The following is a 14,298-nucleotide window of genomic DNA, read 5'->3' on the forward strand; positions in this document are numbered from 1 at the left end:
CGCCGGGAGCTCCGGAGATGAGCCTTTGGTGGATCTCGGCCCTAAGCCTGGTTCCGTGGGTGGAGCTGCGCGGCTCCATCCCCATGGCCCTCGCCCAGGGACATCCGCCGTTCAAGACCTTCCTTTTCTGCACCCTCGCGAATCTCCTGGCCATCGTCCCCGGATGGCTCGCCTTGGACCTCTGCTACCACCGGTTTTTCTCCCGGTTCGGATGGGTCCAGCGGCAGGTGGACCGGGTCCGTCAAAAGGGAACCCCTTACGTGCACCGGTACGAGCTCCTGGGCCTCGCCCTGTTCGTGGCCGTGCCCCTTCCCGGCACGGGCGCCTACGCGGGAACCCTCCTCGCCTGGCTTCTGGGGCTTCCCCGGGGCAAGGCCTGGGCGGCCATCGCGATCGGGGTAGCCACCGCGGGTCTTGCGGTGACCGCGGTTTCCAGCGGGGCGGTGGAGGGCCTGCGGCTCCTCCGGTAGGGCTTGACCCCCCTCCCCCCATCCCGTAGCATGTTCGCGGTGAGGGCACCCCGCGGCGCGCTGCGGGGTGCTCCGGCCGTGGATTCCCCTGGGTGCGTGGGCACCCGGGGTTCTGTGTGTTTTGGAGCCGCAAAGGCCCAGGTTAGGGGGTTGAGACCGAGACGGACCCGCAACCGGTGAAGGAGGGAACCCGTGGGCAGGGGAGGAACGCCCGTGGTGGACACCGTGGGACACCACTACATTGTGGAGGCCTCCGGCTGTGATCCCGAGGTCATCAGCCGGGTGGATCGGGTAGAACAGATCCTCACCCGGGCGGCCCAGGTGGCCCGGGTACAGATCTGGGCCATCTCCTTCCACCGGTTCACGCCCACGGGGGTCAGCGGGGTCGTGGTCATCTCGGAGTCCCATCTCTCCGTCCACACCTGGCCGGAGGTGGGATACGTGGCCCTGGACATCTTCACCTGCGGGGATACCGCCCAGCCCGAGGAGGCGGTGAAGTACGCCCTCCGGGAGTTCGGGGCGAAGAACGTGCACATCACGGAGGTCACCCGCGGACTGGACGAGGGGGACCACGTGTATTTCCACAGCATCGTCACCTGGGAGGAGGAACTGCCACCCCCGGGCAACGGCTCCCCCGGAGAGAAAGCCCGGGCCCGGAAGCGCAGGAAAGGCGCCCGTCCCGCGAACGCCCCGGCTTCCCCGTAGGGCGGCCCATGCTCCTCCAGGTGGTCCTCCCCGTGGCCCTGCTCACGGGCCTCGGCGCCTGGCTTGGGCGGCGCCGGCCCGTGGACGTCCGATCCCTCTCCGCGGTCTCCATGTACCTCTTCAGCCCGGCCCTCGTCTTCGACTCCCTGCTGCGGTCCAGCTCCCTGGCGAGCCATGCCCTCCCCCTCTTTGTGACCGTGGTCCTCCACCTCCTCACCCTCCTCCTCGTGGGAGCTACCGCGGCCCGGCTCCTGCGGCTGGAAAGGGTGCAGAAGAGCGCGTTCCTCCTTCCCGTGGTGATGTACAACGCGGGCAACTACGGTCTCCCTCTGAACCTCCTGACCTTCGGGGAAGAAGGACTGCGTCTCGCCCTCGTGGTGTTCGTCACCACGGGCACCGTGGGGACGTTCCTGGGAGGTCTCGTGGCCGCCTGGGGGGCGAACGGGGAGATGCGCCGCGCCATCCGAAGCGTGCTGGAGCTCCCCGTGGTGTACGCGGCCACGGGAGCCCTCCTGGCCCTGCTCTTCCGATGGACCCCCCCGGAGCCCATCCAGCGCGCCGTCCGGGTGCTCGCCTCCGGCGCCATTCCCCTCCTCATCGTCACCCTCGGCATCCAGCTCGCGCAGACCCGCGCCCTCCGGTGGTCCTGGCCGCTGGGGCTCGCCGTGTTCCTGCGCCTGGTGGCCTCACCCCTCCTTGCCACGGGCCTCGCGCACGCGATGGGCCTGGAAGGCCTTGCCCGCCGGGTGGCCATCCTCCAAGCGGCCATGCCCTCCGCGGTGAACGCGTTCCTGTACGCCTCGGAGTTCCGGTGCGACCCCGGATTCGTGGCGAGCGCGGTGGTGGTCTCCACCCTCGGGAGCTTCGCGACCCTCACCGCGCTCCTCGCCCTGTGGGCCTAGGTCATCCCCCGCCCGCGGCCCAGCGGACAAGCCACAGGACCGGCGCCCGGATCACGGGATCGAGCCATCCCAGGAGGACGAGCCCGAGGAGCACCAGCGGGCCGTAGGGCTGGAGGCGCAGATAGAGGGCTTCCCCTCCGCCGCGAAGGAACGCCCACAGGATGCGGGAGCCGTCTAGGGGTGGCACGGGAAGGAGATTGAAGACCGCCAGCACCGCGTTCACGTAGAGCAGGCGAAGCCACAGCTCCCAGATCCACCCGGGCTCCGGGGAGAGGCCCACCCGGGAGAGCGATCCCAGGGTCACCAGCAGGGTCAGGTTGGCCACAGGACCGGCCGCGGCCACGAGCAGCATCCCCCGTCTGGGATCAGAAAAGTAGACCGGGTTTACGGGAACGGGCTTTGCCCACCCGAACCCGACCAGCAACAGGAGGAGGGTCCCCCAGGGGTCCAGGTGCGCGAGGGGATTCAGGGTGAGGCGGCCCAGGCGTTTGGGCGTGGGGTCCCCCAACCGCACGGCCACGGAGGCATGGGCATACTCGTGCGCGGTGGCCGCCACCAGAAGGGCCACCGCCGTGGCGAGCAGCTGCGGGAGCACGGCACCCTCCATCCCGTGCCTAGCAAACCACCTCCGGCCCTGCCGCGCAACCGGACCCAGAATTTCCAGCCGCGGGGATCCCCGGCCAGGGGGCCCAACCGAACCCGTGCAAACGGCGGATTGACGGAGGAGTAAGGGCCGTCCTTGGCTGGAACTGGCACGGCGGGCGCCTGGAGGTCGGTGTTTGCAGTTCTGACCGGATCCGGGAGGTGCGGGGATGACTTGTCCTCGAGCGGGGCTCATGCTTTGGGGATTCGTCCTTGCGGTCCTGGTGGGAATCCCCTCCGCCCTGGGAGGCCCTGTGGAGCCCATCGTCCTGGGGGTCCCTACCGCCCTGGGACACTCCGACGGTGCGGATTCCCTGCGGGCGGTGCAGCTGGCCGTGGAGGAGATCAACGCCCGCGGGGGCGTGCGGGTAGCCGGCGTGCGACGTCCCCTCCAGGTGGTCTCCATCGACACCCGGGAGCACGAGCCCGGGATCCCCATCCACGATGCCCTTGCGGCCCTGGAGAAGCTCATCACGGAACGACGACCCCACGCCATCGTGGTGGGCGCCTTCCGGTCCGAGGTGCTGCTGGCGGCCATGGACGTGATCGCCCGTTACCGGATCCCCTACATCGTCACCATCGCCATGACCCCTCTCTTTGAGCAGCGCATCGCGAGCGATCCAGGGAAGTACCGGTACCTGTTCCGCATGGGCCTGCAGAGCGAGTACTTCGCGGGCAACCTGGCCCGGGTGCTGGGATTCGTCAAGTCGCGGTATGGACTTTCCCGGGTCCACTTCGCCTACCAGGACGTGCTGTGGGCCAAGGGGACCGTGAGCATCTTGGAGACCTGGGCCCGGCAATCGGGCTGGGCCGTGGTGGGCAGCGACGCGTATCCCACCGGCGCTACGGACTTCTCCGCCACCGTGGTCCGGGCACAGAGTGGCCGTGCGCAGATCATCGTGCCCGTGTTCGACATGCCTCAGGCCGGAATCCTGGTCAAGCAGGTGAAAACCACCCGACTCCCCGTCCTGATGGTGGGGTACGTGGTCCCCGTGGTCCCGGGAACTGCCTGGCAGACCTTTGAAGGGGCCGTGGACGGATTCGTGCAATTCCTGCACGAGCCGGGGGCCATTGCCGTGAAGGCCTTGCCGAAGTCCGTGCACTTCAACCGCGCGTACGGTCAGAAGTACGGGGAGGAAGCCCGCCTCCGCCTCGGTGGGCACGGCCCCGGGCCTTCGTACGACGCGGTGTACGTGGTGGCCCAAGCCATCGAGCGGGCCGGCACCCTGGATCCGGACCGGGTGGCGGAGGAGATCCGCAGGACGGATATGGAGGGGGTGATCGGGAGGATCCGGTTCAACGATCGCCACCAGGTGGTGTACGGGGGCTTACCTCACCAGACCGCCATCAGCCTGGCCTTCCAGTGGCGAGCTCCGGGTCGACGGGTGGTGGTGTGGCCGGAGATCGCCGCGGAGGACGAAATCCGCCTGCCGGCGGAATTGAAGCGATAGGCACGCTCATCGCCCGGAGGTCGCGGGCCTTCTATGTTCGAAGTTTTAAGTGTGTTGCTTTACGGCCTCGTCCAGTCCGCGGTGCTCCTGCTCATCGCGCTGGGCTTCAGCGTGACCTTTGGTATTTCCGGGATCCCCAACTTCGCCCACGGGGGGATCTACATCCTCTCGGGGTTTGCCTGCTGGTACCTCCTGCGCGTAGCGGGATGGCCCTACCCGGCGGCCGTGATCGCCACCGTGATCCTCGCGGCCGCCCTCGGGGCGCTGCTGTACTGGCTGGTGATCCGGCCGGTGCGGCGCCTGACCCTCGCGGAGGTGTTGGCGACCTTCGCGGTGGGCGTCGCGTTCCTCGAGCTCTTCCGGTGGATGGGTCTCGTCACATACGAGTTCAACCTCCCCCCCCATCCTTCCCGGATCCCTGACCATCGGTGGAGTCACCATGGATCGCCACCGGTTGGTGATCGTGGGCGCCGCGGCGGGTCTGGGCGTGTCCCTCTGGTGGTTTGGCCGCGCCACCCGCACGGGGCTCGCACTGCGGGCCCTGGCCCAGGAGGAGTACACGGCCCTGGCCATGGGGGTGAAGGAGGACCGCATGGCGGCCATCAGCGTGGCCCTCGGGAGCGCCCTGGCCGCGGTAGCCGCGGTGTTGGTGCTCCCGCTCGGCATCATCTCCATCAACCTGGGCTATGATGCCATCCTCATCGCCCTCGCCCTCACCGTCGTGGGAGGAACGGAACGGACCGCGGGCCTGATCGTAGCCGCCCTCCTCGTGGGGATGGGGACTGTGATCGCCAGCATGGTGCTGGGACCCCACTGGAGCGAGGTGATTTACCTCCTGGCCATCGTGGTGGTCCTGGCGGTGCGGCCCTCGGGGATCCTGGGGCGGTTCAAGGAGCTGGAAGAGCGCGTATGAGGCAATCGGGCTACCGTCGGGAACGACTGGATCGGGGCATCAAGGTGCGGGCCGACGACGTCTTCGTGCTGGTGTCCGGGCGGGAGATGCTGTACCTCGCGGGCCCGCGGCTGGCGGCGACGATCGCCCTCCTTGGGTTTCCCCTGCTGGCACCCTGGACGGGAGCGTACTGGCAGACGGTCTTCCTCATCGTGGTGGCCATGATGCTCCTGGCCATCAGCTGGGCGTTCCTGGAGCGGGTGGGGCTCGTCTCCCTGGGACAGAGTTTTTTCTTTGGCGTGGGGGGGTATCTCACCGCCATCGGCGCGGTCTACCTCCGGCTCCCTTCCTTTTTCGCCGTCCTCTTCGGCACCGTCGCAGGCGCTGTCGCCTGTGCGTTGCTGCTGGCACCCGTTCTCCGACTGCGGGGCGTGTACTTCAGCCTCGTGACCTTCGCCCTGCCCCTCCTCTTCGCCCGGATCATCGAGGCCACCAAGATCCTGGGGGGCACGGAGGGGTTCGCGGGAGTGCCCGGTCTGGGCGCTCTCCCCACCCGGCAATATCTGCTGGTCCTCGCCCTGCTGGGAACCGCCTTTGCCTTCCAGCGTCTCTTGGACAGCGACTACGGGCTCGTGCTCCGGGCCATCCGGGACAACGATGTGGGGGTGAGGGCCTCTGGAATCCCCGTGGACCGGTGGAAGTTCTGGGCCGTCCTGGTGGGGACGCTGCCCGCGGCCTTCGCGGGCAGCGTCCTGGCCACGCACTACCACGTGGTGGGGATGTCCGCCTTCTCCCTGGAGTACTCCGTCCTCCCCCTGACCGCTGCGGTCTTGGGTGGAAGTGAGATGGTCGCAGGGGCAGCGGTGGGAGCCGCGCTCATCGTCCCCCTTTCGGAAGTGCTGCGTGCCTTCGGCACCCTGCGGGTGGTGGCGTACTGTCTTGTGCTCGTGGCGGTCCTCGTGGGAGTCCCGGAGGGGGTGTTCGCCCTGGCGCGGAGGAGGTATCACCAGTTCGAACGATGGGTGCCCATCTGAAGCCTTCATGGAGCCTGTGCTCGTCGTAGAGGACCTCCACAAGCGCTTCGGCGGAGTCCGGGCTCTGGATGGGGTGAGCCTGGAGGTACTACCCGGCGAAGCCGTGGGGATCATCGGCCCCAACGGGTCCGGCAAGACGACCCTCATCAACCTCATCACCGGCTTCGGGCGGCCCGATCGCGGACGGATCCTCTACCGGGGCCGCGACATCACCCGGCTCCCTCCCGAGGCCCGCGTGCGGCTGGGGATCGCCCGCAGCTTCCAGATGCCCCGTCCTTTCTACCATCTGCCCGCCTTCAAGAACGCGGTGATCCCGCTTTGTTCGGTGAGAGCCCGGGAGCGGCTGGGGAGTGGCTACGGGCGCCGGGAGGAGGTGGCGCTGGATCTCCTGGAGGAGGTGGGGTTCGAGCGGGACGCGGCGCTGCTGTACAAACCCGCGGTGGAGCTCCCCCACGGGTACCTGAAGCGACTCGAGCTGGCGCGGTGCCTCGCATTGGACCCGGAACTCCTCTTGCTCGACGAGTTGTTTTCCGGTGTGAGTCCCGCGGAAGCCAGCAGCCTCGTCCCCGTGCTGCTCCGGCTCACGGAGGAGGGACGCTCCCTGGTCCTCGTGGAGCACCGGCTTGCGGAGCTGTTCCAGGTGGTCGGGAGGGTGGTGGTCCTCGATTTCGGCCGGAAGATCGCGGAAGGGTCTCCCGCAGAGATCATGGTGCACGAGGAGGTTCGACGGGCCTACCTGGGAAGGGAGGTGACGGCCCCTGCTTGAGGTCCAGCGTCTGGTGGTGTTCTACGAGAACGCCCTGGGGCTCAACGAGGTGAGCCTGGAAGTCCGGCCCGGGGAGGTGGTGGGGGTTTTCGGATCCAACGGGGCGGGAAAGACCACCCTGCTGAGCACCGTGGCAGGCCTGACCCTCGTGTACGGGCGCCGGGAGCAGCGGCGGGGCGGGATTCGGGTCACGGTGGTGGGCTCAGTGCGCCTGGACGGACAGGACATCACGGAGTGGGAGGTCCCCGAGCGGGTACGAAGAGGTCTCGTCCTGTGCCGGGAACGCCACGCGGTGTTCCGGGATCTCACCGTGGGGGAGAACCTCCGGATGGGCGGGTACCTCCGGTCGGCCAGGGAGGTGGAGGAGGGGATCGCCTTCGCCTGCGAACTGATGCCCCCCCTGCGGAGGCTGTGGCGGAAGCCCGCGGGCATGCTGAGCGGGGGGGAGCAGCAGATGGTGGCGATCGGCATGGCGCTGGTGGCCCGGCCCCGCTGGCTCCTGCTGGACGAACCCCTCCTGGGTCTGAGCCCGGCCTTGCAGGGGGAGATCGTCCGGACCATCGGGGACATCCGAGGGCAGGGCGTGTCCGTGGTGGTGGCGGAGCAGTATGCCCGTGCGGTCCTCCCCGTGGTGGACCGTGGATACGTGCTGGAAAGCGGCGCCCTCGTGCTCTCCGGAACTCGGGAGGAACTCCTCGACCGTCCTGAAGTGCTGAGCGCTTACTTCGGAGCCGGGTGGCAGCGGTGACGACGCATGCGCGAAGGAACGTCGGTGCTGGATGAGGCCTTCCGGAAAGCGGCCCGGGACCGGGCGGGACACCCCGCCCTCGTGTACCTGGGAGAACGCTACTCCTTCCGAGACCTGGAAGAACTGGTGGAGGGCCTAGCCCGCGGCCTGGAGCGCCTGGGAGTGGAGGCGGGGGAACGCGTCGTGCTGTACATGCCCCACTGCCCGCAATGGGTCGTGACCTGGCTTGCCCTTCGGCGGCGGGGCGCGGTAGCCGTCCCGATCTCCCCACAGTACGGGCCCCGGGACGTGGGGTATGTGGTGCGGGATGCAGGGGCATCCGTGCTGTTCTGCGCGGATACCCTGTTCGGATACGCGGCTCAGGTCCAGCAGGAGGTGGGCCTCCGGTGCATGGTAGTAACCGGAATTGGGGACCTGCTCCCGTGGTGGAAGCGGGCCGTGGCAAGAGCTCTCGACCGGCTCCCCGCGGGCCGGGTACGGCTTTCTGAGTTCGTCTTCCCCTTCCGAGAGGTCCTCGCGGGCTCCTCCCGACCCGCAAGGCGGGGGGAATCACCCGGAAGTGCAAAGGGACCGGAGGGACTGTGCGAGCTGCTGTACACCGGAGGGACCCTGGGACCTCCCAAGGGCGTACCGATCTCCGAACCAGCGCTCCTGGAGAGCATGCGGATCCAGCGGGAGACCAGCCTCGGAGCGGTCCCCCTGGGCTCGGACGTGGTCATCCAGGGGGCCGCTCTGTACCACATCCTGGGCCAAGCGCAAGGGCTCGGGGCGATCCTGGCCGGGGAGACCCTGGTCCTGCTGCCCCGCATGAACTGGGACGCGTTCCTGGATCACATCGGGCGGTACCGGGTCACCACCCTCTTCGGGACTCCCACCCTGTACCGGACCATTCTGGAGCACCCCCGGCTGGACGAGTATGACCTGCGCTCCCTCCGCTACTGCTTCTCCGCGGGTGACACCCTCCCCCTGGAGCTGGCTCGACGGTGGAAGGCGCGGTTCGGCCGGGAGATCCACCAGGGGTACGGGGCCACGGAGGCGTGCGGGGCCATCTCCATGACCCCCGCAGGGCAGCCGTTCCCGGATGGGACCGTAGGACGGGTGGTGCGGGGAAGGGAGGTCCGGATCGTGGATCCCGAAACCTTACGGCCGTGCGCTCCCGGTGAGCCCGGGGAGCTGCTCGTATCCGGTCCGCACCTCCCCACCGCCTACTGGAACAAGCCCGAGGAGACCCGGAGGGCCTTCGTCTGGTACGAGGGGCGCGTGTGGTACCGAACCGGAGACATCCTGCGCATGGATGCGGATGGGTGGCTCTACTTCGTGGACCGGTCCGCGGACCTCATCAAGAAGCGGGGCTACCGGGTGGCACCCGCCCGGGTGGAGTCCGTCCTGCAGGAGCACCCCGCGGTGATCGGAGCGTGCGTGGTGGGCGTGCCGGATGCGGAAGGGGGAGAACGCATCAAGGCCTTCGTGGTCCTCAAGGAGGACCTGCGTGGGGTTTCCGCGTACGAGCTCCTGCGCTGGTGCCGAGAGCGGCTGGCGCCCTACGAGGTGCCGGACTCCCTCGAGTTCCGCGACATGCTGCCGAAATCCAAGGTGGGCAAACTGCTCCGCCGGGAGCTCCGGGAGGAGGAGCGCCGGAAGTGGGCGCAGGCCGTGAAGCGGCGCTGAAGGAGGGAGGAAGGTGCGGTTCGAGCGGGTGTTCATCCCGTACGGCGGCTACTGGTCCACGCCCTTCGTCCGGTGGCAAGGGAGCTTCGCCCACCTCCACCCCATCCCGTTCGCCGCGGAGATCGCCCGGCGGGCCCTGGGGGACCGGGGGATCCTTCCCACGGCCTTCGACGGGCTCCGCCTCGGCATGACCGTACCGGCCAAACACGCTTTCTTCGGGGCTCCGTGGCTCGCTGGGCTATTGGGGGCCGAGCGCTTAACGGGGCCCACCACCAGCCAGGCCTGCGCCACCGCCGCGCGGGTCGTGGCGGACGCGGCCGCGGAGATCGAGGTGGGCGGAGCTCAAGCCATCCTGGCCATCACCTGCGACCGGACCAGCAACGGACCCCACGTCTACTATCCGAACCCCCTGGGCCCCGGAGGGAAAGGGGAGAGCGAGGACTGGGTCTGGGACAACTTCTTTCTGGATCCCTACGCTCGCAATGCCCAGATCGAGACCGCGGAGCGGGTGGCCCGGGAGCATGGGTTCACCCGGAAGGCCCAGGAGGAGCTCACCTTGCTCCGGTACGCGCAGTATCAGGCTGCCCTCGCGGACGATGCCGCCTTCCAGCGGCGCTACATGGTAACTCCCATCGAGGTACCGGATCCTTCGGGGCGGAAGCTCCTCGCCACGGTGACGGGGGACGAGGGCATCCACCCCACCACCGCGGAAGGACTCGCCCGCCTTGCGCCCGTGCTCCCGGAAGGGACGGTGACCTACGGGACCCAGACCCACCCCGCGGACGGGAACTGCGGCATGATGGTGGCCACCCGGGAGCGGGCCAGGGAGCTCAGCCGGGACCCTGGGATCCCGGTGCGGCTCGTGGCCTTCGCACAAGCCCGGGTACGAAAGGGGTACATGCCTGAGGCCACCGCGGAGGCGGCGAAGCGGGTCCTCGCGGTGGCCGATCTGAACGTCCGGGACCTGCGGGCCCTCAAGACCCACAACCCCTTCGCGGTCAACGACCTCTACTTCGCGAAAGCCCTGGGGATCCCGCCGGAGCGCTTCAACAACTACGGCAGCTCCCTGGTGTACGGACACCCGCAGGCCCCTACGGGCATGCGGCTCCTCATGGAGCTCATCGAAGAGCTGGTGCTCGTGGGCGGCGGGTACGGCCTGTTCTCCGGCTGCGCGGCCGGGGATAGCGCCGCCGCCCTCCTCCTCCAGGTCGGCTGAACGCGCCGGCCCGCTCCGGAACGTCCCCGCTTGCCGGGAGACCCTTGGTGTGCCCTAATCTGAGGCCATGGGTAAGCCCCAACCCCCCGGCGACCTCGGCGCACTGGTCGCCCTTTTTCTGCGCCTGGGGGCCACCGCCTTCGGCGGACCCGCGGTGCACATCGCCCTGATGCGGGAGGAGGTGGTGCGCCGACGCAGGTGGCTCACGGACCAGGAATTCCTCGATCTCCTGGGCGCCACCAACCTCATCCCAGGTCCCAACTCCACGGAGATGGCCATCCACATCGGGTATGTCCGGGCAGGGTACTGGGGACTCCTCGCGGCAGGCGCGAGCTTCATCTTGCCCGCTTTCCTCCTCGTGCTCGCCCTCGCCTGGGCCTACGTGCGATGGGGGTCCCTGCCGGAAGTGGGCATGGCCTTCTACGGCGCCAAGCCGGTGATGGTGGCCATCGTAGCCCACGCCTTGTGGGGCCTGGGCCGGACCGCCTTCAAGGACCGCCCAGTAGCCCTCATCGCCCTTTTGGGTCTGGTCCTGAACTTGCTGGGCGTGCACGAACTCGTGTTGCTGCTCGCGGGAGGGATCGGCACCATGCTCGTGCGGCGCGTGGGGGCCGGCGGTACAGCGCTCGCGCTCCTGCCCGGGGTCGCGGCCTTGCCGGCCGCGGCCCCGACCTCTTTCAGCCTGGGGACCCTGTTCTGGGTCTTCCTCAAAATCGGAGCCGTACTGTTCGGAAGCGGGTACGTGCTCCTGGCGTTCCTGCGGGCAGACCTCGTGGAGCGGCTGCGATGGATGACCCTGGCGCAGCTCCTGGACGCGGTGGCCGTGGGCCAGATCACGCCCGGGCCCGTGTTCACCACCGCCACCTTCATCGGGTATCTCCTGGGCGGGCTGGCGGGGGCCGTGGTGGCCACCGTGGGGATCTTCCTCCCCGCCTTCGGGTTCGTGGCCGCCACCCATCCCTTCGTCCCGCGGCTCCGGCGCTCCGCGTGGGCCGCGGCCTTCCTGGACGGGGTGAACGCGGTCTCCTGGGCCCTCATGGCCGCGGTGACCTGGTACCTGGCCCGCGCCTCCCTCGTGGATCTCCCCACCGCCCTCCTCGCCCTCGTCTCCGGCCTCGCCCTGTTCCGCACGAACCTCAACCCCGCGGTGCTGCTCGTGATGGGGGCCGTGGCGGGGATTCTGATCCGAAGCCTGTGACAGATCCGTGATCCTCCCGGCCCAGGATGAGGGCAAAACCCGGAACGGGAGGTGTTGCCGATGCGCTGGACGGGAGTCATCCTGCTGATCACGGGTCTCGTGACCGCGGGGTATGCCTCCTACCACGAGCAGCAGCCCGCGGGGAGCGGGGAACCGGCCTGGAAGGTCCAGGCCAGGACCGCGGCCACCCACGCGGGGTTCGCCGCGGGCGGGGACTCCCTGAGCTACGTGGAGCAGCACTTGGGGCATGCCCTGAACTGCCTCGAGGGACCCCGGGGTCGCCATTTCAACCGGGCCTGGGGTCACGTGTGCGAGGGGCAGGGACAAGGGATCCTCGTGGACCTGCAAAACGACCGGGTGGGGAGAAGCTGGATGCTGGTGGCGGAGGCCGCGCGGGACCTCGCGGTAAAGGGCCTCCAAAGCCGGGAGTTGAGCCAGCGGAAGAACGCTGCGAGAGGCGTGGCAGAGCTTTTGCGCCTCATCGCGGAGACCCGGTAGAGTCGTTCTCCCGCGCGGTCGTGCCATAATAGGGCTGAGTCCGGGACCGCGCGGGAGGGACGCATGGAAACGATCGCGGCCGCACCGCCCTCGGGCCGGCGGTGGCCGGGGGTGGTCGCGGCCGTTTCGACGGGTGCGGGGCTGGTGGCAATCCTCTGGAGCCTCCGGGGGGAAGGCCTTGCCCTAGTCGGATCCGCCGCGGTCTGGATCGCTCTGGGAAGCACCCTTTACGCCATTGCGGCCCTGCTCTACGGGTTGAAGCGCTCTCTGCCGGCCTGGACCGCAAGCGGTCTCAACGCGGCTCTCACGCCCGCCCTCTTCCTCTCGGTGGCGCTCCTGGCCCTTCTCGTGGCCCTGGTCACGCACGACTTCACCCTGGTCTACGTGGTCCGCAACAGCAGCCTCGACACCCCGCTCCTGTACCGGCTGAGCGGCCTGTGGGGCGGGCAGGCGGGCTCCCTGCTGTTCTGGACCTGGATGCTGAGCGCGTTCTCGGCCCTGGCGCAGCTGCGTCACCGCCGTACGGATCCGGTCCTGCTGCCCTACGCGATCCTGGTGCTGTCCACCGTCCTGGCCTTCTTCCTGCTGCTCGTGGCCGCCTTTGAGAACCCTTTCCGTACCTTCGAGGTCCCGCCTCCCGACGGTCGCGGCCTGAATCCCCTCCTCCTGGATCCCGGGATGGTGGTGCACCCCCCCCTTCTGTACCTCGGCTTCGTGGGCTTCTCGGTCCCCTACGCCTTCGCCATGGCGGCCCTCCTCACGGGGCGCCTGGACAGGGAATGGATCGTGGCCACCCGAAGCTGGACCCTGTTTGCCTGGGCGGCCCTCAGCGCGGGGATCCTGGCCGGCGGATGGTGGGCGTACCGGGTGCTGGGATGGGGCGGGTACTGGGGATGGGACCCTGTGGAGAACGCGTCCCTCCTGCCTTGGCTTCTGGGAACCGCCTATCTCCACTCCGCCCTCCTCCAGGAGCGGGCGGGGATCTTCGCCGCGTGGAACATGGTCCTGGTGATCCTCACCTTTGCCATGAGCCAGCTGGGCACCTTCCTCACCCGCACCGGGCTCGTGGCCTCCGTGCACACCTTCGCGCAGTCCGAGATCGCAACGCCGTTCCTCGTTTACCTGGGCGGGCTATTGGGCGCGTCCTCCGGGCTTGCCGCGTGGCGGTGGGACCGGCTCCGGGACCGGGCGGTGACGCTCTCCCTGGCCTCCCGGGAAGGGGCGTTCCTGTTCAACAACGTGCTGTTTTTGGGCTTCGCCTTCGCCGTCCTCCTGGGCACCCTCTTCCCCGTGCTCAGCGAAGCCGTTCAGGGCGTGCAGGTGTTCGTGGGACCGCCGTACTTCCGGCAGGTGAGCGGGCCCGTGGGGATCGCCTTGCTGACCCTCATGGGGATCGCCACCCTCCTGCCGTGGCGACGGGGAACCCGAAAGACCCTCCTGCGGTTCCGGTTCCCCCTCGCGGCCCTGCTCGCGGCGGGGATCTCGGCCGGGGTGCTGCTGCGGCGGCCTGGGGTGGTGGCGGCCCTGGCGGCGGTGGCGTTCACGGCCGCGGCCACCCTGCAGGAGTACCACCGGGGAGCCTCGGCGCGTACGGCCAGGGGAGAACCCTACCTGGCGGCTCTGTGGCGGCTGTTCCAGGGTCGACGGTACGGCGGGTATCTCGTGCACCTCGCGGTGCTGGTGATGGCGGTGGGGATCGTTGGAAGCCACGCGTACGTCCGGGAGCGGGAGGCCACGGTGAGACCCGGGGAGGAATTCCGCATCGGGCGGTACGAGATCACCTATCGGGGACTCGGGACAGAGGAAGCCCCGGGTGTGCAGCGCACCTGGGCGGAACTGGAGGTCCGGGAGGGCAAGAGGACCGCGGTGCTGCGGCCCCTCCGGCTCTACCACCCCCGGTGGGACCAGTCCACCAGCCGCCCCGCCATCCGCTCCACCTTCCGGGAGGACCTGTACGTGGTGCTGGAAGCCTTCGAGTCCACGGGGCGCGTCACCCTCCGGGCCTGGGTGAACCCCATGGTGCGGTGGATCTGGGCGGGGGGGGTGCTGTTCCTGATCGGAACCCTGATCACCGCGAGGCCGGGGATCCGGCGGAACGGGGGGTGAGC

Annotated in this window: 14 protein-coding genes; 13 read left to right on the forward strand and 1 reads right to left on the reverse strand. The window is 69.0% G+C overall.

Features of this window, described 5'->3' with window-relative positions; all coding sequences use genetic code 11:
- Positions 1-17: 17 nt before the first annotated feature.
- The 3 genes from QN206_00265 to QN206_00275 all read left to right on the forward strand — a co-directional run bounded on the left by QN206_00265 (position 18) and on the right by QN206_00275 (position 2,077).
- Complete coding sequence (locus QN206_00265) at positions 18-470, forward strand: small multi-drug export protein (GenBank protein MDR7613242.1); 453 nt, start codon at positions 18-20, stop codon at positions 468-470.
- Between the two features lie 192 nt (positions 471-662).
- A complete protein-coding gene (gene speD / locus QN206_00270) occupies positions 663-1,175 on the forward strand; it encodes an adenosylmethionine decarboxylase (GenBank protein MDR7613243.1) in 513 nt (170 codons plus the stop codon).
- 8 nt (positions 1,176-1,183) lie between these two features.
- Positions 1,184-2,077, forward strand: a complete 894-nt coding sequence (locus QN206_00275) for an AEC family transporter (protein ID MDR7613244.1) — start codon at positions 1,184-1,186, stop codon at positions 2,075-2,077.
- Here QN206_00275 and QN206_00280 read toward each other — a convergent pair.
- Positions 2,074-2,334: a hypothetical protein gene (locus QN206_00280; protein MDR7613245.1), complete on the reverse strand. Its 261-nt coding sequence runs from the start codon at positions 2,332-2,334 to the stop codon at positions 2,074-2,076. The genes QN206_00275 and QN206_00280 overlap by 4 nt on opposite strands.
- Before the next feature lie 555 nt (positions 2,335-2,889).
- Between QN206_00280 and QN206_00285 the strand changes: the two genes are divergently transcribed.
- From QN206_00285 to QN206_00330, 10 genes are all read left to right on the forward strand, one after another.
- Positions 2,890-4,170, forward strand: a complete 1,281-nt coding sequence (locus QN206_00285) for an ABC transporter substrate-binding protein (GenBank protein ID MDR7613246.1) — start codon at positions 2,890-2,892, stop codon at positions 4,168-4,170.
- Between the two features lie 439 nt (positions 4,171-4,609).
- Positions 4,610-5,083 (forward strand): hypothetical protein, encoded by a 474-nt coding sequence (locus QN206_00290; GenBank protein ID MDR7613247.1) that lies wholly within the window; start codon positions 4,610-4,612, stop codon positions 5,081-5,083.
- On the forward strand, positions 5,080-6,096 hold the full coding sequence (locus QN206_00295; protein MDR7613248.1) for a branched-chain amino acid ABC transporter permease: 1,017 nt from the start codon (positions 5,080-5,082) through the stop codon (positions 6,094-6,096). Before QN206_00290 ends, QN206_00295 begins: the two co-directional genes overlap by 4 nt.
- Positions 6,097-6,103: 7 nt before the next feature.
- Positions 6,104-6,862, forward strand: a complete 759-nt coding sequence (locus QN206_00300; protein MDR7613249.1) for an ATP-binding cassette domain-containing protein — start codon at positions 6,104-6,106, stop codon at positions 6,860-6,862.
- A 13-nt stretch (positions 6,863-6,875) separates the two neighbouring features.
- Positions 6,876-7,610, forward strand: a complete 735-nt coding sequence (locus QN206_00305) for an ATP-binding cassette domain-containing protein (GenBank protein MDR7613250.1) — start codon at positions 6,876-6,878, stop codon at positions 7,608-7,610.
- A 6-nt stretch (positions 7,611-7,616) separates the two neighbouring features.
- Positions 7,617-9,278 carry an AMP-binding protein gene (locus QN206_00310; protein MDR7613251.1) on the forward strand — a complete coding sequence of 554 codons (1,662 nt, stop codon included), beginning with the start codon at positions 7,617-7,619 and terminating at the stop codon, positions 9,276-9,278.
- Between the two features lie 13 nt (positions 9,279-9,291).
- A complete protein-coding gene (locus tag QN206_00315; GenBank protein MDR7613252.1) occupies positions 9,292-10,494 on the forward strand; it encodes a thiolase family protein in 1,203 nt (400 codons plus the stop codon).
- A 67-nt stretch (positions 10,495-10,561) separates the two neighbouring features.
- Positions 10,562-11,692 carry a chromate efflux transporter gene (chrA, locus tag QN206_00320; protein MDR7613253.1) on the forward strand — a complete coding sequence of 377 codons (1,131 nt, stop codon included), beginning with the start codon at positions 10,562-10,564 and terminating at the stop codon, positions 11,690-11,692.
- Positions 11,693-11,752: 60 nt separating this feature from the next.
- Complete coding sequence (locus QN206_00325) at positions 11,753-12,190, forward strand: hypothetical protein (protein MDR7613254.1); 438 nt, start codon at positions 11,753-11,755, stop codon at positions 12,188-12,190.
- A gap of 63 nt (positions 12,191-12,253) precedes the next feature.
- On the forward strand, positions 12,254-14,296 hold the full coding sequence (locus QN206_00330) for a heme lyase CcmF/NrfE family subunit (protein MDR7613255.1): 2,043 nt from the start codon (positions 12,254-12,256) through the stop codon (positions 14,294-14,296).
- Positions 14,297-14,298 lie beyond the last annotated feature (2 nt).

The organism is Armatimonadota bacterium (assembly GCA_031460175.1).
Lineage (GTDB): Bacteria > Sysuimicrobiota > Sysuimicrobiia > Sysuimicrobiales > Sysuimicrobiaceae > Sysuimicrobium > Sysuimicrobium tengchongense.

Bases quoted from the DNA above. Each gene is read 5' to 3' on its own strand.
- QN206_00290 (MDR7613247.1), top strand. From the start codon at position 4,610: ATGGATCGCCACCGGTTGGTGATCGTGGGCGCCGCGGCGGGTCTGGGC.
- QN206_00265 (MDR7613242.1), top strand. From the start codon at position 18: ATGAGCCTTTGGTGGATCTCGGCCCTAAGCCTGGTTCCGTGGGTGGAG.
- QN206_00295 (MDR7613248.1), top strand. From the start codon at position 5,080: ATGAGGCAATCGGGCTACCGTCGGGAACGACTGGATCGGGGCATCAAG.
- QN206_00275 (MDR7613244.1), top strand. From the start codon at position 1,184: ATGCTCCTCCAGGTGGTCCTCCCCGTGGCCCTGCTCACGGGCCTCGGC.
- QN206_00330 (MDR7613255.1), top strand. From the start codon at position 12,254: ATGGAAACGATCGCGGCCGCACCGCCCTCGGGCCGGCGGTGGCCGGGG.
- chrA (MDR7613253.1), top strand. From the start codon at position 10,562: ATGGGTAAGCCCCAACCCCCCGGCGACCTCGGCGCACTGGTCGCCCTT.
- QN206_00300 (MDR7613249.1), top strand. From the start codon at position 6,104: ATGGAGCCTGTGCTCGTCGTAGAGGACCTCCACAAGCGCTTCGGCGGA.
- QN206_00310 (MDR7613251.1), top strand. From the start codon at position 7,617: ATGCGCGAAGGAACGTCGGTGCTGGATGAGGCCTTCCGGAAAGCGGCC.
- QN206_00325 (MDR7613254.1), top strand. From the start codon at position 11,753: ATGCGCTGGACGGGAGTCATCCTGCTGATCACGGGTCTCGTGACCGCG.
- QN206_00285 (MDR7613246.1), top strand. From the start codon at position 2,890: ATGACTTGTCCTCGAGCGGGGCTCATGCTTTGGGGATTCGTCCTTGCG.